The organism is Paenibacillus sp. FSL P2-0121 (assembly GCF_037975345.1).
GTDB lineage: Bacteria > Bacillota > Bacilli > Paenibacillales > Paenibacillaceae > Paenibacillus_AQ > Paenibacillus_AQ odorifer.
The window spans coordinates 3,960,917-3,982,422 of record NZ_CP150245.1 but is presented as its reverse complement, the minus strand read 5'-3'; the positions used below and the strand labels follow the sequence as shown (position 1 = coordinate 3,982,422).

Genomic DNA, 21,506 nt, shown 5'->3' with positions numbered 1-21,506 from the left:
AAGTGAAGTATTAACATTCGCCCCTGAAATCACGATAAAATATGTATGAACTAAAAGTTGATCTTCGAAAGGGATTAACAATTATAGGGTGAGTTCAAATTCAAGCAGGGAATTCATATACGAATTTTCCGCATTGGCAGGTGAGGCGTATGGACAAAGATATGGAATCATTTATCGGAAAACAACTTGTAGCTAACCTCTTTAATGACAAAGGAGTATTTGTTTTACCCGCATTGACTTTATTGAGTGCTGAACATATTAGATTAATTCGTCAACATAAGATCACTCTGGAATCTCATGACGTCGTCCAGCTGGATAGCGCGGAATTTTTCCAGCTTGCAATTGATGATTGTACAGCTGCGATTGAGAATATTTTTGAACAGATTCGTCATAACAAAAATAAAAGAATTCCTATGCTGGAAGTTAGAAATGAAGTGATTCCGTTTATCCAGCAGGTAAGCGAAAAGAATGACTTCTACGGAGTATTGGCTGCTTTGCAGACCAAAGATGATTATACATACAGACATAATGTAGCTGTGGGCATAATATCTACCTTGCTAGGCAAATGGCTGAAGCTAAAGTCTGAGGATTTGAGCATGTTGACCATTGCAGCGACTCTTCACGATATCGGCAAAATGAGAATCCCGGATGACATATTAACCAAGCCCGGTCCATTATCCGACGAAGAGTTTCAGCTGATGAAAAAGCATACGACCTTTGGGTATGAGATGATCAGGGATACGGTAGGCACAAACCATACCCAAGCGCTAGTAGCCTTACAGCATCATGAAAGAATGGACGGCAGTGGTTATCCATTTGGTGTGCTTGGAAACCGGATTACTGATTTCAGTAAAATCGTTGCTGTGGCTGATGTGTTTCACGCGATGACCTCCGACCGTTTTTATCGCAAAGCGGCTCCTTTATACGAAGTATTACTGCAAATGGAGGAGAGTGTGTTCGGTAAGCTCGACCCTTATATTTGCAGAGTGTTTATTAATAAGTTAATGCAGTCAATGCTAGGGAACGAAGTGGAATTGACAGATGGGCGAAAAGGAAAAATTGTTATGATTCTTGCTACAGACCCTTTGCGGCCACTGGTGAATATTGATGAGGATTTTATTGACTTAAGCAAACATAGATCGCTTGGAATTGTGCGGGTAATCCCGCAATAGCTGGTGTTTTAAGGTTTTTTGAGGGGGTAGGAATGGCTCTGGAACAGGTTGGACCATTTTTGGAATCTACTCATATATGTACAAATTTTGAAATAAAATGAACTATGAGTCTCCTGAAAAAGCCTTCTTGAGGGCTTACTCAAATTTATTTATAGTCTAACAATCAACAAATGCCTAGAACCTGCATACACTTGATAGTGAATGATTGTATGGAGGAGGTTCAAAGATGTCATTAAGCCATAAACGTCAAACAAGGGAGATCATTACGAAGGCAATTTGCGGCAAAGGTCGTAAGTTCTCTACAGCAACCCATACCGTGACTCCGCCACATCATCCGACTAGTATTTTGGGGGCTTGGATTATCAACCACCAATACGAAGCGGTTGCCGCCGGGAACGGAATCGAAGTAATTGGTACTTATGATGTAAACATCTGGTACTCGTACGACAAGAACAAGCAGACCGAGGTAGCAAAGGAAACAGTCTCTTATGTGGAGCTCATTCCGCTTTCCTACCTGGACACGAGACACCGCACTTCAACAGTTGAGGTCTCTGCGGAGGCAACGCAGGAACCCAACTGTGTAGAGGCGGGCGTATCGCCAGGCGGAGGCAGTGTGACACTTCGCGTAGAGCGCGAATTCGAAGTGGAGTTGGTGGCTGAGACCAAAGTCCGTGTGTATGTCACTGAGCAAAGTGATGATCCAGAAGACAAGGATTATGATTTTGAAGGTGATAGCTTCGATTACGATGATCTGGACCCTGACAATCTGGATGATGAGCTGTAAGGAAGGATACGCCGCCGTTAACTGAGTATCAATGGGTTATGGTCCATTATATGTAGGGAGTGCGGCGGCGTAGAGGGCGAATGCCCTCCTTTTTTTTATTTATTTTTAGGATGAAAAAAGGTTCACGCTCGGATGGAGGCGCTAAAGAGTATGAATGAAGGTCTTAAGGTGTATTCAGAATTGTCTGTGGCAGAGAGAGAGTCCAGATTGCTTAGAAGTGGGGTTGAAGCAACGCTGACGCCATCTGGAAAACATTTTGTCGATACATATGCTTCGGATGCTACTGAGAAGGGTCACAGGCAGTGTTATAAGATATTGGTTTATCATTTGACTGTCCTCCACATCTCTTTGCTTGGAGCAGGTCTTGGAATGCGTGCGGCCACCGATAATTACAGCGAAGCAGTGAGCTTTGCTAATGCCGAGAGCAATACCACGGGAGGCCGAGTGCGGGGAGAGCTTCGCGGAGTGATGAAATTGCTCCAGCGGATTGCTGTCCGCACGCTGTACAGCTTGGGGCTGGATAGCGGTGAGGTCCTGCTGAGGGCAATGGGGAACCGGAGGTATGTGGTGGAGGGAGTCACTCCACTAGTAAAGACCTCCGGGCAACGATTGCCCGAGCCTTATCGTTCCGCAGCGCTAGCGCTGGAACGAAAGCTGGCTCTGGAGCAGCCGGGCCGCAGCGGCCTGCTGATGGGCATGGACCCGGAGTTTATCATCCTCCGGGAATCCACCGGCCGCGTCGTGCCTGCGTCGCGGTACCTGCCCACGGACGGCGTCGCTGGCTGCGACGCCGGACCTCCGGGAACGCGCGGCGCGTTCCCGGTCGCCGAGCTGCGCCCTCAGCCGCGCGGGGAACCGCGCGCACTGCTGGCGCAGCTGATGTCCGCCGCGGCGCTGGCGGACCGGCTCATCGCCGACCGCTCGCTGCGCTGGCGGGCGGGAGGCATGCCGCTGACGGGCTGGGCCCTCGGCGGCCATCTGCACTTCAGCGGCGTGACGCTGACGGCGCCGCTGCTGCGCGCGCTCGATAACTATCTCGCGCTGCCCATGCTTCTGCTCGAAGACGTCCGCGCAGGGGCGCGTCGTCCCCGATACGGTGTGCTCGGCGATTTCCGGACTCAGCCGCATGGCGGCTTCGAGTACCGGACCTTACCGAGCTTCCTGGTATCCCCGGTCATCGCTAAAGGCGCGGTCTATCTGGCTCACCTAATCGTGAGCCATTATGAGGACCTGACGCAACGCCCGCTCGACCGGGAAGACCTGCATATCGCCTACTACAGCGGCGATAAATCTCCGCTGCGCGCCGCAATCCCCCCATTGCTGGCGCAGCTGCGTTCCCTAGGCGGCTACGAGATTGCCGCCCCCTATATCGAGCCTTTATTCGACTATATTGCCGCTGAACGGACGTGGGATGAATCACGGGATATACGTGAGTTATGGTGCAGCAAAGTAAAAGTGTGATTTTACTATTTGGTCTACATGTTAACAATGGTCCATGAACCGATATCTTGAAAACCAAGTCGTTTATAAATAACTCCGGCATGTGGGTTGTCATAAAAGAGGCACAATGACTTTCCTTCATAGAGCAGGTCTGCACATAGCTGTGCCATTACGCGCGAAGCAAGGCCTTGCTCTCTGAATGCTTGATGTGTGGCAACCCCTACAATCATCGCTGACATGGAATTTTCCGCTGAAGTTGAAGCGGTGACAATGACCTTATCTTCCCGTTCTATATAATAGGTGCGGCCGGTGTTGCTTTCCAGCGTTTTACGCAGGCTGGTTCTTGAACCATTCCGGCTGCTTTCAAATTCTTCAATGGTATCCGTGAGTGCGCAAATCGCTTCTACATCCTGAACCGTAGCTTTTTTAATAGGCTCAGCTGAAGAGAAGGACTCACTTATTTTATTGTTCATTTCTTTTAATTCAGCAAAATACAGCTGTTTTACTTGTTTGAAATTAATTTCCCCGTCAAAAGCCTTCACCACCTCTGAGGCTCCGGAGATCATATGTATGTCATTATCCTTTCGGATAATCTCAGCGAACCCCTCGACATCAAAAGGGCCATCTGCATAAGGAAGGTAACTTCTATAGAAGCGCAGTAGAACGGCTTTTATCCGCCCGTCGGCTGGATCAATCTCTCCCCATAAATCCATGAAATCCTGCTCAAACCCAAAATTCTCCACATCGCCAATGATAAATAAATTAAGCGCCGGCTCTTTCCGCAGCAATGCCATCAGTAGCTCTTGATCATCCTTCGTTAGCTTTCGTATCATATTGTATTCTCCTTTGATTTTTATATGGGCTGACGCTCTGTGTTAAGATTTTACAATATTTAAAAGCAGAAGAATATACCTCATGTAAGTGTTTGTCTGATAAGTATTCTAGTCTTTCGTTGTACTAATGTGAGGTTTCAGGGTAACTTTGTCCATCAATTTTCTGTTATAATGGGGGACAGCATTAAATAGGCATGGAGGTTGACCATGGCACAATATACGCCGATGATAGAGCAATATTTAAAGGTAAAGGAAGGGGCTAAGGATGCCTTCCTATTTTTTAGACTGGGCGATTTCTATGAAATGTTCTTTGAAGATGCCATTTTGGCTTCCAAGGAGCTTGAGATTACGTTGACAGGCCGCGAAGGCGGGGGCGAGGAGAAAATCCCTATGTGTGGAGTGCCTTACCACGCCGCCGAGGGATATATTCAACGCCTGATAGAAAAAGGATATAAAGTCGCCATTTGTGAGCAGTTAGAGGATGCTTCAGTCACTAAAGGCATGGTGAAGCGGGATATTGTACGCGTCGTGACACCAGGAACCGTGATGGATGGAAAAATCATTGCTGACAAGAGCAATAACTACCTCGTTTGCGTCACCGAAAGTGACGGAATGATGGCATTAGCTGCCTGCGATTTAACAACTGGTGAGCTGTATGTTACTTCGGTATTATCTGGAGCCGAATGGCTGCGTGATGAGATTGGCATTTATGAACCGGCTGAGATCATCGGAGACGCTGCACTTTTGGAGATCCTGCGAAGCGAAACGCCGCTGTTAGCCAAACCTGTAGTTTACACCCCTTGGGAGAAACGCGAGGAGGAGCTGGCACGTCGTCAGTTCGGTGAAGCGGCATGGGTACGTCTAGAGAAGGAACGTGGACAATGTCTGGCGCTTCTGATCTCTTATCTGAATGAGACCCAGCGGCGTTCGTTAGGGCAGCTTAGTCAGATTTCTCCTTATGAACCAGGCAATTATATGATTCTAGATCCATTTACACGCCGGAATCTTGAACTAACCGAGACGGTTCGCGAACGCTCCAAAAAAGGATCCCTGCTCTGGCTGCTAGATCGAACGGAAACGTCGATGGGCGCCCGTCTGTTGCGCCGCAGAATTGATAAGCCGCTATTGCAGCGAGCTCCGATCGAACGGCGCCTAGAGGCTGTCGATTATTTGTACAATCAGTTTATCGTTCGCGAGGACCTGCGTTTAGCGCTTAAAGAAATTTATGATTTGGAGCGTTTGGTGGGTCGTATTGCTTTTGGCAGCGCCAATGGCCGTGATATGAATGCTCTGAAATTATCGCTGGCACAAATTCCTGCATTGAAGGATTTATGTATGACCTCCGGTTCAGCTACTTTACGAGAGATCGGTGCAAGTATGGATGAATGCGCTGAGCTGCGAGAGGATATTGACCGCGCAATCGTCGAGGATGCCCCGGTGTCTGTGCGCGACGGTGGCATTATCCGTTCCGGTTATCATGAACGTTTGGACGAGCTTAGGGAAGCTAGCAGTAACGGTAAACGTTGGATCGCTGAACTGGAAGCTAAGGAAAGACAGGCCACTGGCATTAAGTCACTGAAGATCGGCTATAACAAAATCTTCGGGTATTTCATAGAGATCACCAAATCCAATCTGGCTGCACTGCCGGAAGGAAGATATGAACGTAAGCAGACGCTTGCCAACGCAGAGCGTTTTGTCACTCCTGAGCTTAAGGAGAAGGAAGCACTCATCCTTGAAGCTCAGGATAAAATGACGGATTTGGAATACAGCCTGTTTACCGAGCTGCGTGATCGCATCAGCGGGCAAATTCCCCGCCTGCAAAATCTTGCGGAAAAGGTTGCCGAAATTGATGTATATCAATGCTTGGCGGCAGTTAGTGCCGAACATCGTTTTGTGAAGCCAGTCCTTTCGGATGGTTATGATCTTCGGCTTGAAGGGGGCCGTCATCCCGTTGTGGAGGCGGTGCTTAAAGATTCTGCTTTTATTGCAAATGGAAGCACGCTGAGTAAGGAAGAAGGTAATATCCTTCTAATTACAGGTCCTAATATGGCGGGAAAAAGTACTTACATGCGTCAGGTGGCGCTGATCTGCATCATGGCTCAGATTGGATGTTTTGTACCAGCAAACAGTGCTGAAGTTCCGCTTATAGACCGGATCTTTACTCGTATTGGAGCAGCTGATGATTTGATCGGTGGACAAAGTACATTTATGGTGGAAATGGCTGATATCCAGGTTATGACAGAGAAAGCAACAGCTCGTAGCTTGATTATTATTGATGAGCTGGGAAGAGGTACCTCGACCAGTGAAGGTATGGCCATCGCTCAGGCGGTTATTGAATATGTACATGATGTTATTTCTTGCAAAGCTCTAGTTTCGACGCATTTTCATGAATTGGCTCATTTGGAAGGGAGTCTTAAAGGACTGCGGAATTACTCTATGGCTGTTCAGGAGAGCGGTGATAAAGTAAACTTCCTGCGCAAGCTAGTTCCTGGAGCGGCTGACAGCAGCTATGGGATCTATTGTGCACGTCTTGCAGGTCTTCCTGAAGGGATTATTGACCGAGCTTATGGTCTCTTGCAGAGCATTGAGCAGGCAGCCCATCCTGGTGGTTCTGAACTTCATTACGGGGGAAGCCTCGAAAGACAGGCGGCTGTAAGAGAAGTTGCTAGCGCATCCTCGATAGCGCAAGCCGTAAGTGTCATCACTGAGGCACCTGTAGAAAATGAGGTTGTTCAGTTGTCTATCTTTGGTGAGGAAGAACCACGCAAGAATCGCAAAGGTAGTGCACATCAAGTTGCGGTAACTGAAATCCAAGAGAATCCTGCGCTAAAAGAGTTCATTTCTTCTGTGCGTGACGCTGATCTTATGAATATGACGCCGCTGCAGGCGATGAGTCTGTTGAACGAGCTGAAGATGAAGGTTAAGGATCTGCAATAAAGATTTTATAATAATTGATTGCCTAAATAAGAGGTGAATGAAATGGCCAAAATTCATATATTGGACGAGCATATTGCCAACCAGATAGCTGCGGGTGAAGTAGTAGAGCGGCCAGCTTCTGTTGTAAAGGAGCTTGTCGAGAATGCAATTGACGCTGGCAGTACAAGAATTGAGGTATCGGTAGAAGAGGGGGGCTTGCAGAGCATCCGCGTTAAAGATAATGGCTCCGGGATTGATCCTGAAGATTGCGAGACCGCCTTTTACCGGCATGCTACAAGTAAAATTCTGAATGGCCGCGATCTATTTCAAATCACAAGCTTAGGCTTCCGCGGAGAGGCACTTCCCAGTATTGCCGCGGTCTCCAAGGTATCGCTTCTAACTGCAACTGCCGATGACGGCAAAGGGCGCCTAGTAGACATTGAGGGTGGCAATCTCATACGAAATGAGGACGCTCCTTCCGGCCGGGGAAGTGATCTTGCCGTTCGTGAATTGTTTTTTAATACGCCGGCAAGGCTGAAATATATGAAGAGTATTCAGACGGAGCTGGGCCATATCTCAGATGCCATGTACCGCATGGCGCTGGCTCATCCGGGGATCTCTTTTACCTTGCATCATAATGGCAATCAACTGCTGCATACGCTCGGAAATGGTGATCTGCTGCAGGTCATCGCAGCTGTTTACGGAACCAATGCCGCCAAAGTAATGCTGCCGATTACGGCAGAAGACTTGGATTACCGGATTTCCGGATATATTAGTCGTCCAGAATGGACACGTTCCAATCGAAATGCAATCACTACTATTGTCGGTGGACGTTATATTCGCAGTAATGGACTGAACGCAGCAATCATGCGTGCTTATCACACCTTGCTTCCGATTAACCGTTATCCGTTATTAGTTCTTGAACTGGATATGCACCCCTCTTTGGTAGATGTCAATGTACATCCAGCAAAACTCGAGGTTAGATTCAGTAAGGAGAATGAGCTTTACACCTTTGTTGAGCAGGAGATCCGCAAAATACTGCTGGGGCAAAGTCTGATTCCACGTCCAAGCAAGGAAACAATCGGACCCAAGGGCAGCAGCTCCTTTATCCAGGAGCAATTTGCTTTTTCCAAAGGAGCTGTTCCGCCGTCATCTTCGAATGGTGATGAGAAGGATACAGCCCCTACGGGATCAGCCAGCTTCTTAAGTGGACTACAGTCATCGAACCCTGACCGTAATTCCCGTGATTTTAGCAAGGATGGTCAGGCGGATCATCAGGTAGCTCGCGAGGTAGCTCCAGCTTACGGATCAGGCTATCCGTCTTCATCTTCGCAGGGGCGCCAAACTAATGCGAATACTAGTTATTCCAATAGCTATCGCCCGCAAGAAACGTCAATGGCGCAGAAGCAGCTCCCTTCGGTTGAGAAGCTATGGGCTCCACCACAACAAGAAGAGCCTGGACTTCCGGCCTTTCCTGAGCTTAATTATATAGGCCAGCATCATGGGACCTATATTATTGCCCAGAATGATGGAGGACTCTATTTAATCGATCAGCATGCGGCACATGAACGTATTAATTACGAATACTTCTATGAGAAATTTGGTCGGCCGGAGGATGCCTCACAGGAGCTGCTACTGCCGATTACACTGGAGTTCACGCCTTCTGAAAGTCGTCAGCTTAGTGAACGTCTACATTGGTTTCAGCAGGCCGGGGTATACCTTGAGCACTTTGGCGGACAGACCTTTCTTGTTCGTTCTTTGCCCTATTGGTTTCCTGAAGGGGATGAGAAGGCGGTCGTTGAAGAAATGGCGGAGTGGGTCTTAAGCGAGCGTATGATTGATCTTGCGAAGCTACGAGAAAAGTCATCGATTCTGTGTTCATGTAAAGCCTCGATTAAGGCCAACCATAAACTAACAGAACAGGAAGTGGAGGCTCTGTTGTCCCGACTGGCAGAGTGCAAACAACCGTATACTTGCCCACATGGACGGCCGATTGTGATCTCTTTTTCATCCTATGATTTAGAGAAATTGTTCAAGCGGGTTATGTAATTATACATTTTTTGAAATTTGTTAAGAGCAAGACTGGAGGCACCATGATTATAACTACGGGGTATAGCCCGATAATGGAAATAGTAGAACGCGCGCAAAGCCTTGCGGAGAGAACGGGTTGTAGTTATGCTCCACGTGAGAAGCTCTCCATTACAAGGATGGTTGAACATTACGGAGATGAGGATATTCTGATTCTATCTCAGGACGCTGTTCGACTACACCGCTTAGGAATGGAGCCTATGGAGTTTCATCCGAGCATGGGCTTCGTTCGCGCTAAACGAATTCTAAAGGGTGAGATCGAGCCGATGCTTGTTGCCGCTCGAATGCTTCCCGGAGATAGCGTATTGGATTGTACAGCTGGATTAGGAGCTGACTCCTTACTGTTTGCTGTACATGGTGGTGAGTCCTCAGAGGTTACCGCTTTGGAGAGCTCATTACCGCTGTACGCACTGCTCAGTGAAGGGATGACTCATTACATCTCTGGGCAAGTAAAGGTCAATGAGGCTTTACGCAGAGTTAATGTCGTGCATAGTGAACATTTGGATTATTTACGGTCTCAACCAGATCGAAGTGTGGATATTGTTTACTTTGATCCTATGTTTCGCGTGCCTCTGACGGGTTCTGCCTCGATTTCCCCGCTGCGGCAATTCGCTAACCGTGCAGCCTTATCGACAGAGAGTGTAGCCGAAGCGGTTAGGGTCGCCCGTAAGACTGTTCTTTTAAAAGAAAAGGCTTTGAGTGGCGAATTTGAACGCCTAGGGTTTACTGAGCTGCTCCGAAGCAACTCCAAAACATCGTACGGGGTGATACACATTGACAACTAAAGAAAGGCATAAGGTTCTAGTGCTGTTAGGACCAACTGCCGTAGGCAAAACCCGGTTAAGTCTGGAGCTGGCAGCGGCTTATAACGCTGAGATTATTTCCGGCGATTCGATGCAGGTTTATCGTGGTATGGATATTGGTACAGCTAAGATTACACCCGCCGAAATGAACGGCATTCCCCATCACCTGATCGATATTCATGATCCGCAGGATGCGTATTCTGCCGCTGAATTTCAAGAGCAGGGCACTAGACTCATCGAGGAGATAAGCGCTAGAGGGAAGCTTCCCTTTATCGTAGGGGGGACTGGACTGTATATTGAGTCTTTATGTTACGGCTTTCAGTTCTCGGAAGCAGTGGCTGATGAAGCTTTCCGTAAAGAGCAGGATCAATTTGCGGAAGAACATGGAGCGCTTGCACTGCATGCCAGACTCGAGGCGGTTGATCCAGTCAGCGCAGCCAAACTTCATCCTAACGACCGTCGCAGAATTATCCGTGCACTGGAAATTCAACACCAGACAAACACTACACTTTCCGCTTCTCATGCTGCTCAAAAGAAGGAATCTCCCTATGACTTATGTCTCATAGGTTTGACAATGGACCGGAAAATACTATATAAACGTATTGAGGACCGAATTGATAGCATGCTGGCGGATGGTCTCGTTGCTGAGGTGAAGGGACTGCTGGATAACGGTTACAGCAGAAGCCTTGTGTCCATGCAGGGATTGGGTTACAAGGAAATTGCCGCTTACCTGGCGGGAGAGCTGACGCTGGAAGAAGCTGTGATACTGCTTAAACGCGATACTCGCCGATTCGCCAAAAGACAGTTGTCATGGTTTCGCCACATGAAGGAAATCGAGTGGATCGATGTCGAAGGTGAACAAAACTTTTCTGAGAATTTCTCAAAAATACGTGGTATAATAGCAGGAAAGTTTCTCTCAGGTCTTGAATATACTTCTGAACAATCTAATTGAACCATTGGGGGTACGTCATATGAACAAGTCCATTAACATCCAAGATACATTCTTGAACCAACTACGCAAAGAAAATATCCCTGCTACGGTATATCTGACCAACGGTTTTCAAATCCGGGGAATAATTAAAGCATTCGACAATTTTACAATCGTCATTGACAGTGATGGACGCCAGCAAATGGTGTATAAACACGCAATTTCCACGTTCACACCACAACGTAGTGTATCACTGATGCAAGACAGCAGTAGTGAAGAATAACATTTATCAAAAATGAATTGAAACCTTTCTTGTTTATAAATCGTTTGAATAGAGTGTGAGAGAGCAACCTGTGAAGGTTGTTCTTTTCATTCATGGCAGACCATTTATGTTTATTTCCGAAAGGGAGTCAGGAGGCATTATGTCTAGAGACGATACATCCAGGACGAATCACAATAGAGATAGAGGATCGTCCAGTTCCAAATCAAAACCAAAATCAAAACCAAAAAAGAAAAAGAAATTTTTGACGAAGAAGCGTGTGCTGTGGAGCTTGTTCTTCGCTACGGCATTGGCCATTTTCTGTGCATTAGGTGGATATCTGTTCATTATGCTAAATGGTCAAAAGCTTCTGCTTGAGAACCAAGATAAGCTAACAGTGAATGAAACGACTAAGGTATATGACCGCAATGCTAATTTAATCGGCGAATTATCACTGGAGAAAAGTGATCCAGTAGAGTATGAAGAAATTCCACCGTTATTGGTTAACGCTTTTGTAGCCACAGAGGACAAACGTTTCTTCGAACATTCTGGTGTGGATTTATGGTCGATTGGCCGGGCAGCAGTAAAGGATATAGCCGCACGAAGTATGGTAGAGGGCGGTAGTACCATTACTCAACAGCTCGCCAAAAACATCTTCCTGACACGGGACAAGACGTTTTTCCGTAAAGCAACTGAGGTGTCGATTGCCGTAGCCCTGGAGAATCAGAAATCTAAAGAAGAGATTATTACCATGTATCTGAACCGGATTAACTTCGGGGGTACAATTTACGGAATTAAAGCAGCATCAGTAAGATATTTTGGTAAAAGTGATTTGAGTCAGCTTAAGGTTTGGGAAATCGCGACATTGGCGGCTATGCCAAAAGGCCCGTCTCGTTACAACCCGCTGCGTAACCCTGATCTTTCGAAGGAACGCCGGGCAGTAGTGCTTCAGCTTATGTATGAGCAAGGGTACATTACGGAGCAGGAAAGAGACGAAGCAAAAGCCGTAGATTATAACTATAAGCCGCCAGAAAAGAAACAGCGTTATCAAGCATTTATTGATTTTGCAGTAGATGAGGCGGAAGAAAAATTTGGATTGTCAGAAGATGATCTGAATATCGGCGGATACAAAATTTACACTACCATGGATAAGCATGCTCAAGAAACGGTTGAAGATGCTTTTGCAGATAGTGATAATTTTGAAAAGAGTGTAGATGAAGAGCTGGTACAAGGCTCAATGACGATTGTGAATCAGGAGAATGGCAGCATTGTCGCACTCCTTGGCGGACGGAATTATGAGAAAAAAGGCTACAGTCGTGTAACTGGCAGCCGTCGTTCTCCAGGTTCTGCTTTCAAACCAATTGTCTCTTATGCTCCAGCGCTGGAAACTGGGAAATTCACCATGAATTCAACGCTAAGCAACGAGAAGCAATGTTTCGCGAACTATTGTCCAACCAACCTGCACGGATATTCTAAGAGCATCAACATGAGTGATGCCATTCAGAAATCAGAGAATATTCCGGCTGTTTGGCTGCTCAATGAAATTGGTGTGAATACCGGATTTAAATTTGCCAAGAAACTAGGCATTGGATTGGAAGATGAGGATAAGAACCTCTCGCTGGCTCTTGGAGGCATGAGCAAAGGAACCAATACGCTGGAAATGGCGCAAGCCTACAGCGCTTTTGCAAATGGCGGCGAATTAAGAGAGGCTTATTCCATTAAATCCATCTCTGACAGCAGTGGTGAGACGGTCTACAAAGCGAATACAACGCCTGAGCGAGTGATGAGTAAGGAAACAGCTTATCAAATGACTGAGATGATGCAGAAGGTCGTGGAGAGCGGTACGGGTAGAAAAGCTAGGATTGACCGTCCTGTTGCCGGTAAGACCGGTACGACGCAAAGTGGATATTCTGGAATCAGCTCGAACCGTGATGTATGGTTTGTAGGCTATACGCCAGAATGGACTGCAGCAGTCTGGATGGGTTACGACAAGCCAAGTAAAAAGCATCTGCTTAAGAACAGCAGTCCGCTTGCCGCTGCTTTCTGGGGTAAGGTCATGGAGGAAGCGCTGAAGGATGTTCCTAAGAAATCCTTCCCGCAGCTCGATAACGAGATTGCTCCTGAGCCTACTGAAACACCAGAAACAGCTCAGACCGTTACTGGACTATCAGCAGCATATGATCCTTCTACGATGACTGTAAATCTCAATTGGGAGGCAGTTCCTGTTGCCGGCGTTGAGTATCGTATTTATCGTAGAGAGACATCGGAAGCTGAATTTGGCTCACTGTTAAATACAGTGACTACCAGCGCAGGCGATTTTAGTGCACTGCCTGGTTTGGTTTACGAGTATTATGTAACTTCTTCTGACCCTGCGCTAAAAGTGGAGAGCGAACCCTCCAATGTGGTTAGTGTATCCGTGCAGGATGAAATGCCGACCCCTGAACCCACCATAGATCCTAATCTTCCGACCCCGACCCCAGAGGACGGTGGCAACAACGGAGAGAATGGAAATGGTGGCAATAACGGAGGCGGAAATGACGGCGGTACTACAATCCCTGAAATCACCCCGCCACCGCCAACACCAATGCCGACCCCAACTCCAGAACCCACTATCGGTGGAGAGGGTTCCGGCGATGAGAGTGGGAATGTATCCACAAACCCTGATCCAGAGACAGGTTTTGTGAACGGGGATTCTTCCACTCAATAAAACGAATTTGAATTTCGAACAATAGCTTTATCCATGGCAGTCCAGCTTTGCTTTATTTATAGAGCGAAGCTGGACTGCCGTTTTTATTAGGTTTAGAAGAAAAATTTCTTGTATTTTGCGGGATATTTTGAGTGTATCCTCTAAATGTGTTAAGCTGAATAGACCATACTGGAGAGGGTAATTTCTATGAAACGTAAATTCGGAGACCGGGCCAACTGGCGCCGGATTACGCGTCGCCATTTTGCCTGCCGCTATGTGGAGAGCCGGGAATTCAGCGGATATATTACGCTTTATACCATCTACGGGCTGAAAGAACCACTGTGGAAGAGCTATGGACGACATACATATCGTATTGCAGATAAAGGTTATTCCTGGCTGCAATATTTTCCGAAAGATAGTCACTATATTGTGACGGCTATGTTCGACGAAAAACAAAATATTGTTCAATGGTACATAGACACCTGTAAAGTGCAAGGCGTTACTGACCAAGGTGTGCCTTGGTTTGACGATTTGTATCTGGACGTGGTAGTACTTTGGAACGGCGAGGTGTTTTTGCTCGATGAGGATGAACTGGAGGAAGCACTGGAGAGGCAAGACATCTCAGAAAACGATTATAAGCTAGCCTGGGAGACTGCCCATACTATTTTACGTGGCATCGATGCTCATGCTTTCCCTTATTTCTCACTCTCTTTGAAACATCGTGCCGAATTATTTCATCATGGAGAATTCAGGAGGAAATAAAGATGGAATGGTACGTTTATGGAAGAGACTCTTCCCCGATTCGGATTGTTCGCAAAAAACGCCGAATTTGGTCTAAACGAACGTTGCTTATTGCTTTAATGGTTATTGTTGTAGTTGGTTTGTTGTGGTGTGCGTACGCATTGAGGAATATCAATAAAGCCGCAACGACAGATCCTATGCTCAAAGCCGATACAGGGATCATTCTTGGCATGTCGATGTGGGGAGAAGAACCTAGCCCGGGATTGAAGGAACGATTGGATTACGGGCTTAAGCTTTATCAAGAGGGGATGTTCCCGCATATCATAGTTTCTGGAGGTTTGGATAAACCTGATCTGAAATATACCGAAGGTCAAGGCATGCGCAATTATTTAGTAGCTCATGGAGTTCCGGATAGCGCCATTTCTGTTGAAAATAAAGCTACCAGCACTTACGAGAATCTTCTGAATAGCAAAGCAATTATGACAAGTGAGGGATTGTCCTCAGCAATTATTATTACGCATACATATCATGGATGGCGTTCACACGAAATCGCGGACGAGCTCGGTTATGTGAATCCTGAACTGGGGCTTACAGAATCCACTGTTCTGTCGATGACAAGGCATAAGTCGCGTGAAATTCTAGCCTATACGAAATGGAAAATCCAGCAGTTGTTCCTGTAATTGTTCCCAAATATCAGAATCTTCTAATAATGCTTCCTATTCCGGAAGAGACTTGATTAGAAAAGCCAGCCCCCAAATGGACTAAACTCTAAATGGGGGCTATTTGTTATTTGTATATCAAAAATAATGGGGTTGTGAAATGATAAAAAAATAAAGTTCTGCTTATGACTTTTATGCATTTCGGTCATTCTATCCTCGTGTACCATCGTAGAAGATGCGAGAGATAGCAGGGAATCCAATGTCGAAACCCCATTCTTTAAAACAAGTGCATGATGTCATTCAGTTATTGCATATAATGCTCTAACGAGGTGATTACAATGGGTGAAGAAAATTTAAGAAAGATAACCATTAATGATTCCAGAATGAATATAACTTTCAAAAATCAAGACCCAACAAATATTACGAATGAAACATTGGAGAGCGCGCTGGCTCAAAATAATCATTTAGAATCTACAAAAGAAATCCTGCAAGAGCTTCATGAGCTTATCGGTCTTGAAAAGGTGAAGGATCTTATATATGAAATTCATGCGCTTATCCAAGTGGAAAAAATGAGACAAGAACTGGGGTTAAATGTAGTTAATCAGGTTTATCATATGTTGTTTAAAGGCAACCCCGGGACTGGAAAAACAACTGTAGCAAGAATCGTTGCCAAGCTGTTAAAGAATATGGGCATATTAAGTAAAGGTCAATTAATCGAAGTAGAGAGAGCGGATTTAGTGGGGGAATACATAGGGCATACAGCTCAAAAGACCAGAGACCTTGTTAAGAAGGCTATGGGTGGCGTATTATTCATTGACGAGGCTTATAGCTTGGCTAGAGGCGGAGATAAGGATTTTGGAAAAGAGGCAATCGACTGTCTTGTAAAGGTTATGGAGGACAGGAATGATGATCTCATCATTATCTTAGCGGGTTATCCAAATGAAATGGAGATGTTCATGGAGGCTAATACCGGGCTTCCCTCACGATTTCCAATTCAACTCGATTTTCAGGACTACACAACAGATGAACTGATATTGATTGCACATAAAATGGCTGCTGAAAGAGACTATATAATTACTCCAGAAACAAACGGGAAACTAAAAGAGTTAATCCTTAATGAGAAAATTATTGAAGAAAACTTTAGTAATGCCCGTTATGTACGCAATATCCTCGAACAGGCAATCCGCCATCAAGCGGTTAGATTAATAAGCAGGCATGTCAAAATTTCTAAACAATCTTTGATGGAGATCTTACCGAGAGACCTTGTTCTTCCGGTCGATGATTATTCAAAAGGGGAGAGTATAATCTCTTAAATAAATTGACACCAGCTAAGTTTATACGTGCTTAGTCGGTTTATCTTTTATAAAAGATTGAAGATTATCATAATGTAAATGCGGACAGAATGGTGAGCCGTTCCATTATCAGCCTATATTACCAATGAAACTTATGATAAAATGTTTTGAAGCGCTGTGAATGAACAGGTTCAGCTGTATAACATCAGCAAGAAGTGAAAAACTGATTAAATGGTACACAAAGATTCTATTACCGTCATAAGGAGCATGAATAAATGGCAATAACTACGCATGATACAGAAACGGATATTCAAGATCGGGCGATATTGGTCACTCTCGTCACAGATAAAATTAAACGTACCGGTATTGACCCAGAGCTTTCTCTGCAGGAATTAGTACAATTAGCAGAAACAGCAGGTGTTGAAGTCCTGGATGTGTTGCGTCAGAATAAGGAAACACCGGATTCAAAATGGTTTATCGGGAAAGGTAAGGTAGAAGAGCTTCGCATGGCCGCTGATGGTCTTGGAGCTAATACGGCTATTTTTGATCAGGAATTATCTGGAGCGCAGGTACGGAACCTTGAAGAGTCTCTGGATCTGAAGATTATTGATCGGACGCAGCTCATTTTGGATATTTTTGCTGGGCGGGCCAAAACGCGAGAGGGTATTATTCAAGTAGAGCTGGCACAGCTGTCCTATCTTTTGCCGCGGTTATCCGGTCAAGGCAAAAACTTATCCAGATTAGGCGGGGGTATAGGAACCAGAGGACCAGGTGAAAGTAAGCTTGAGACCGATCGCCGTCATATTCGCGGTCGGATTACGGAGTTGAAACGCCAGTTGGATGAGGTAGTTAAAACCCGTGAATTGCACCGTGAACGCCGCCGTAAAGCAGGGGCAGTGCAGGTTGCTCTAGTCGGCTACACGAATGCTGGTAAATCGACGCTGCTTAAGCAGCTTACGGATGCGGATGTTTATATTGAGAATCAATTGTTTGCTACGCTTGACCCTACTTCACGTGTGCTTCAACTAACGGGTGGTAAAGAGGTAGTGCTTACGGATACTGTAGGCTTCATTCAGAATCTTCCGCATGATCTTGTAGCATCTTTCCGCGCAACGCTGGAGGAAGTCAATGAGGCCAATCTGGTGTTGCATGTAGTGGATGCCTCATCTCCAATGCGTGTGGAGCAGATGGAGATTGTACAAACTATTTTGCAGGACTTAGGGGCAGCTAGCAAACCGCAAATAGTACTTTTTAATAAAATCGATCTATGTGAGCCTGAGCAACTGGAAATGCTGCCAACAGGCACAGGGTTTTTGAAAATCAGTGCGTTTAACCCGGAGGATTTAACCCGGATTATTGAAATTATCTCTGATGAATTGGCTGGAGATACGCTGAATTTTCGCATTCCTGGAGACCGAGGCGATATTTCTTCCCTGCTTTACAGAGTGGGTGAGGTTCTGGAAACTACCTATGACGAGAACGATGTTATCTATAACGTCCGTCTTAATAAAGAGGATTATGATAAATGGGGTTACATGCTTGCTGATTTTGTGGACCAGCCGTAATCTTCTTTGTTCCCCTAAAGTGGAAATGCTTGTTGTATAGGTATAAAATAATAGCTAATGACAAAAAGCGTCAGGCAACTGTCGCTTTCTGTCATTATGATGGCAAGTAAATGTAAGGAGCGAATAAGAACTAATGGCAGTTTTTGCAGAAGATATTTTAGGAGCGGCAGAGTCCGCAGAAGTTGAAATCGAAGGTGCAGTCAAAGCTCTAGATCGAATTGTCGATAAGAATCAATGGAAGGTTATTGAAGCGTTTCAACGTCATCAGGTCAGTGATTATCATTTTGCGGGTTCAACGGGGTATGCTTACAACGACCGTGGACGCGAAGTGCTGGATCTTGTCTATGCTGACGTTTTTGGTGCGGAATCAGCTTTGGTGCGCCCTCATTTTGCTTCAGGAACACATACCATTTCAACAGCCCTCTTTGGTGTGCTGCGACCAGGAGACGAGCTTTTATACATCACAGGTCGTCCGTACGATACCTTACACAAGGTGATTGGCCAAGCAGGAGATGGGACAGGCTCACTCGCAGACTTCGGAATTACATATCGGGAAGTTGCCCTTACAGCAGAGGGTAAGATTGATTGGGAAGAGGTAACTCTCTCTATCAATGAGAAAACTAAAGTAATTGGAATCCAAAGATCGCGTGGTTATGATTGGCGTGCTTCCTTCACAGTAGCCGAAATAGGTGACATGACAGCGAGAGTGAAGTCATTGAAACCGGATGTTATTGTGTTCGTTGATAATTGCTATGGTGAGTTTACTGAAGAGCTTGAGCCTCCGCAGGTTGGAGTGGATTTAGTAGCGGGTTCATTAATTAAAAATCCTGGTGGTGGAATTGCTGAGACGGGTGGATACATCTGTGGGCGCAGAGATCTAGTAGAGCTTACAGCGTACCGTCTTACAGCTCCTGGTATCGGTGGCGAGGTAGGCGCAATGTTAGGAACTACCCGCGGGTTATACCAAGGCCTATTCATGGCTCCGCATACAGTTGGACAAGCCCTTAAAGGCAGTATTTTTGCGGCAGCTGTATTTCAGCGCTGCGGGTTTGAGACGAAACCAGCGTGGAATGAACCTCGTACAGATTTGATTCAGGCGGTTTCCTTTGATGGACCGGATCACTTGATTGCCTTCGTGCAGGGAATTCAACGTGCTGCGGCGGTAGACAGCCATGTAGTTCCAGAACCATGGGATATGCCGGGATATGAACATCCTGTCATCATGGCGGCAGGTACGTTTATACAAGGTGGTAGCTTAGAGTTATCGGCAGATGCGCCTATCCGTGCGCCTTATATTGGCTATATGCAAGGGGGATTAACCTACTCCCATGTCAAATATGGCGTTTTGATGGCACTCCAAAGTATGCGTGATCGAAAATTACTGTCAGAAAATCTTACACACCATTGACACGCTGTATTAGGAAATGTACAATGAGATCAGAAAAAGATCATTGGAAGGTTGGATGAGTCATGGGTGATGAAATCCGCAGAAATATGGCATTATTTCCTATTGGAATTGTAATGAAGTTAACTGATTTATCTGCAAGACAAATTCGTTATTATGAACAGCATAGTCTAATCGTACCTGCACGTACCTCTGGGAATCAACGTTTGTTCTCTTTTAATGATGTTGAGCGCCTATTAGAAATTAAGGCCTTGATTGAAAAGGGTGTTAACATTGCTGGCATCAAGCAAGTAATGAACCCAGTCTCGAAGGAATCCGAAGAAGCTACTGTGATTACCCCTGACACAGAGGTTAGACGTAGAGAGCTATCAGATTCGCAGCTTCACCGTTTGCTGAAGCAAGAACTAGTTTCCGGTAAAAGACCGGGACAGGTATCGCTTATTCAAGGTGAGTTATCCCGGTTTTTTAATAAATAATAATATACAGAGTTTTGAAAGGGAGAGGATCACGTGAGCTTTTCTAAAGAGGATATTTTACGCATTGCCAAGGAAGAGAATGTTCGTTTCATTCGTCTGCAATTTACAGATTTGTTAGGTACTATCAAGAATGTAGAGATTCCGGTTAGCCAATTGGAAAAAGCACTCGACAACAAAATGATGTTTGATGGTTCCTCCATCGAAGGTTATGTACGGATTGAAGAATCCGATATGTATCTCTTCCCAGACCTTGATACTTGGGTAATCTTCCCTTGGGTGACTGATAGCCGTGTTGCACGTCTGATTTGTGACGTGTATATGCCGGATGGTACTCCATTTGCTGGAGACCCACGTGGTATCCTGAAGCGTTGTCTGAAGGAAGCCGAAGAAATGGGCTTTACAGCGATGAATGTTGGACCTGAACCTGAATTCTTCTTGTTCAAAACAGACGAAAGAGGTAACCCAACTACAGAATTGAATGACCAAGGTGGTTATTTCGACTTAGCTCCTACAGACTTAGGGGAAAACTGCCGTCGTGAAATCGTATTGACCCTTGAAGAAATGGGCTTTGAAATCGAAGCTTCTCACCATGAAGTGGCTTCCGGCCAGCATGAAATTGATTTCAAATATGCTGACGCGATCACTTCTGCTGACCAAATTCAAACCTTTAAGCTCGTTGTGAAGACGGTTGCCCGTCAACATGGCTTGCATGCAACTTTTATGCCTAAACCATTGTTTGGTATTAACGGATCTGGTATGCACGCTCACCAATCCTTGTTTAATGGCAAAGAAAACATGTTCTACGATGAAAGTGACAAGCTAGGTCTGAGCAAAACTGCACGTTATTATATGGCTGGTATTTTGAAGCATGCTCGTGCTTTTGCAGCGATTACTAACCCAACAGTGAACTCTTACAAACGCCTTGTTCCTGGTTATGAAGCACCTTGTTACGTAGCTTGGTCTGCAAGTAACCGTAGCCCGATGATTCGTATCCCAGCTTCGAGAGGGCTTAGCACACGTGTTGAAGTTCGTAACCCGGACCCGGCAGCTAACCCATACCTCGCACTTGCTGTTATGTTGAAAGCAGGGCTAGACGGAATTAAGCGTAAGCTTGATCTTCCAGCTCCAATTGACCGTAACATCTATGTGATGTCTGAGGAAGAGCGTATTGAAGAAGGCATCCCAAGCTTGCCATCCGATTTGAAAGAAGCGCTAAGCGAAATGATCCGCAGCCATGTAATTACCGAAGCTCTCGGCGAACATGCGCTGGCTCACTTCTACGAGCTGAAAGAAATCGAATGGGATATCTATCGTACACAAGTTCATGAGTGGGAAAGAAACCAATACATGACACTTTACTAGAACCTTTAAACCCTTGACACCTTTGGTGTTGAGGTTTTTTTTTGTGTGTGGGCGTGGGAGTAGTAGGGGACCCCTATAATGACGGTGCCCACAAAAT

General features: G+C 45.8%; 17 protein-coding genes. 16 read left to right on the top strand and 1 reads right to left on the bottom strand.

The window, feature by feature from the left end; genetic code table 11:
* Positions 1–149: 149 nt before the first annotated feature.
* The 3 genes from MKY54_RS17660 to MKY54_RS17650 all read left to right on the top strand — a co-directional run bounded on the left by MKY54_RS17660 (position 150) and on the right by MKY54_RS17650 (position 3,417).
* Positions 150–1,172 (top strand): HD-GYP domain-containing protein, encoded by a 1,023-nt coding sequence (locus MKY54_RS17660; RefSeq protein ID WP_051491532.1) that lies wholly within the window; start codon positions 150–152, stop codon positions 1,170–1,172.
* Between the two features lie 226 nt (positions 1,173–1,398).
* Positions 1,399–1,956, top strand: coding sequence for an outer spore coat protein CotE (locus tag MKY54_RS17655; protein ID WP_036687755.1), 558 nt, complete (start codon positions 1,399–1,401; stop codon positions 1,954–1,956).
* A gap of 150 nt (positions 1,957–2,106) precedes the next feature.
* Complete coding sequence (locus tag MKY54_RS17650; protein ID WP_339168180.1) at positions 2,107–3,417, top strand: hypothetical protein; 1,311 nt, start codon at positions 2,107–2,109, stop codon at positions 3,415–3,417.
* 14 nt (positions 3,418–3,431) lie between these two features.
* On the opposite strand, the gene MKY54_RS17645 is transcribed toward MKY54_RS17650, so the two are convergent.
* Positions 3,432–4,229, bottom strand: a complete 798-nt coding sequence (locus MKY54_RS17645; RefSeq protein WP_076277322.1) for a GNAT family N-acetyltransferase — start codon at positions 4,227–4,229, stop codon at positions 3,432–3,434.
* A gap of 207 nt (positions 4,230–4,436) precedes the next feature.
* Here MKY54_RS17645 and mutS point away from each other — a divergent pair, with 207 nt between their 5' ends.
* From mutS to glnA, 13 genes are all read left to right on the top strand, one after another.
* Positions 4,437–7,166, top strand: coding sequence for a DNA mismatch repair protein MutS (mutS, locus tag MKY54_RS17640; RefSeq protein ID WP_076184448.1), 2,730 nt, complete (start codon positions 4,437–4,439; stop codon positions 7,164–7,166).
* Between the two features lie 42 nt (positions 7,167–7,208).
* The gene (gene mutL / locus MKY54_RS17635; protein WP_339168177.1) at positions 7,209–9,194 is read left to right on the top strand and encodes a DNA mismatch repair endonuclease MutL; all 1,986 of its coding nucleotides are present in this window, start codon (positions 7,209–7,211) and stop codon (positions 9,192–9,194) included.
* A 44-nt stretch (positions 9,195–9,238) separates the two neighbouring features.
* Entirely contained in the window at positions 9,239–10,018 is a 780-nt protein-coding gene (locus MKY54_RS17630; protein WP_248548858.1) for a class I SAM-dependent methyltransferase, read from the top strand.
* On the top strand, positions 10,008–10,988 hold the full coding sequence (miaA, locus tag MKY54_RS17625; RefSeq protein WP_175619957.1) for a tRNA (adenosine(37)-N6)-dimethylallyltransferase MiaA: 981 nt from the start codon (positions 10,008–10,010) through the stop codon (positions 10,986–10,988). The genes MKY54_RS17630 and miaA overlap by 11 nt, the downstream gene beginning before the upstream one ends.
* 19 nt (positions 10,989–11,007) lie before the next feature.
* Complete coding sequence (gene hfq / locus MKY54_RS17620; protein WP_036687741.1) at positions 11,008–11,247, top strand: RNA chaperone Hfq; 240 nt, start codon at positions 11,008–11,010, stop codon at positions 11,245–11,247.
* A gap of 139 nt (positions 11,248–11,386) precedes the next feature.
* Complete coding sequence (locus tag MKY54_RS17615; RefSeq protein ID WP_339187318.1) at positions 11,387–13,930, top strand: PBP1A family penicillin-binding protein; 2,544 nt, start codon at positions 11,387–11,389, stop codon at positions 13,928–13,930.
* Between the two features lie 186 nt (positions 13,931–14,116).
* Positions 14,117–14,671, top strand: coding sequence for a DUF402 domain-containing protein (locus MKY54_RS17610; protein ID WP_076190185.1), 555 nt, complete (start codon positions 14,117–14,119; stop codon positions 14,669–14,671).
* 2 nt (positions 14,672–14,673) lie between these two features.
* Positions 14,674–15,330, top strand: coding sequence for a YdcF family protein (locus MKY54_RS17605; protein ID WP_339187315.1), 657 nt, complete (start codon positions 14,674–14,676; stop codon positions 15,328–15,330).
* Positions 15,331–15,647: 317 nt separating this feature from the next.
* Positions 15,648–16,622, top strand: coding sequence for an AAA family ATPase (locus MKY54_RS17600; protein WP_076098759.1), 975 nt, complete (start codon positions 15,648–15,650; stop codon positions 16,620–16,622).
* 254 nt (positions 16,623–16,876) lie between these two features.
* Positions 16,877–18,166, top strand: coding sequence for a GTPase HflX (gene hflX / locus MKY54_RS17595; protein WP_339187313.1), 1,290 nt, complete (start codon positions 16,877–16,879; stop codon positions 18,164–18,166).
* A gap of 133 nt (positions 18,167–18,299) precedes the next feature.
* Positions 18,300–19,574, top strand: coding sequence for a methionine gamma-lyase family protein (locus MKY54_RS17590; protein ID WP_036687732.1), 1,275 nt, complete (start codon positions 18,300–18,302; stop codon positions 19,572–19,574).
* A gap of 62 nt (positions 19,575–19,636) precedes the next feature.
* Positions 19,637–20,047 carry a MerR family transcriptional regulator gene (locus MKY54_RS17585; RefSeq protein WP_019910684.1) on the top strand — a complete coding sequence of 137 codons (411 nt, stop codon included), beginning with the start codon at positions 19,637–19,639 and terminating at the stop codon, positions 20,045–20,047.
* Positions 20,048–20,080: 33 nt separating this feature from the next.
* Positions 20,081–21,409, top strand: coding sequence for a type I glutamate--ammonia ligase (gene glnA / locus MKY54_RS17580; protein WP_036687730.1), 1,329 nt, complete (start codon positions 20,081–20,083; stop codon positions 21,407–21,409).
* Positions 21,410–21,506: the final 97 nt, after the last annotated feature.

Bases quoted from the DNA above. Each gene is read 5' to 3' on its own strand.
- MKY54_RS17660 (WP_051491532.1), top strand. From the start codon at position 150: ATGGACAAAGATATGGAATCATTTATCGGAAAACAACTTGTAGCTAAC.
- MKY54_RS17655 (WP_036687755.1), top strand. From the start codon at position 1,399: ATGTCATTAAGCCATAAACGTCAAACAAGGGAGATCATTACGAAGGCA.
- MKY54_RS17650 (WP_339168180.1), top strand. From the start codon at position 2,107: ATGAATGAAGGTCTTAAGGTGTATTCAGAATTGTCTGTGGCAGAGAGA.
- MKY54_RS17645 (WP_076277322.1), bottom strand. From the start codon at position 4,229: ATGATACGAAAGCTAACGAAGGATGATCAAGAGCTACTGATGGCATTG.
- mutS (WP_076184448.1), top strand. From the start codon at position 4,437: ATGGCACAATATACGCCGATGATAGAGCAATATTTAAAGGTAAAGGAA.
- mutL (WP_339168177.1), top strand. From the start codon at position 7,209: ATGGCCAAAATTCATATATTGGACGAGCATATTGCCAACCAGATAGCT.
- MKY54_RS17630 (WP_248548858.1), top strand. From the start codon at position 9,239: ATGATTATAACTACGGGGTATAGCCCGATAATGGAAATAGTAGAACGC.
- hfq (WP_036687741.1), top strand. From the start codon at position 11,008: ATGAACAAGTCCATTAACATCCAAGATACATTCTTGAACCAACTACGC.
- MKY54_RS17615 (WP_339187318.1), top strand. From the start codon at position 11,387: ATGTCTAGAGACGATACATCCAGGACGAATCACAATAGAGATAGAGGA.
- MKY54_RS17610 (WP_076190185.1), top strand. From the start codon at position 14,117: ATGAAACGTAAATTCGGAGACCGGGCCAACTGGCGCCGGATTACGCGT.
- MKY54_RS17605 (WP_339187315.1), top strand. From the start codon at position 14,674: ATGGAATGGTACGTTTATGGAAGAGACTCTTCCCCGATTCGGATTGTT.
- MKY54_RS17600 (WP_076098759.1), top strand. From the start codon at position 15,648: ATGGGTGAAGAAAATTTAAGAAAGATAACCATTAATGATTCCAGAATG.
- hflX (WP_339187313.1), top strand. From the start codon at position 16,877: ATGGCAATAACTACGCATGATACAGAAACGGATATTCAAGATCGGGCG.
- MKY54_RS17590 (WP_036687732.1), top strand. From the start codon at position 18,300: ATGGCAGTTTTTGCAGAAGATATTTTAGGAGCGGCAGAGTCCGCAGAA.
- MKY54_RS17585 (WP_019910684.1), top strand. From the start codon at position 19,637: ATGGGTGATGAAATCCGCAGAAATATGGCATTATTTCCTATTGGAATT.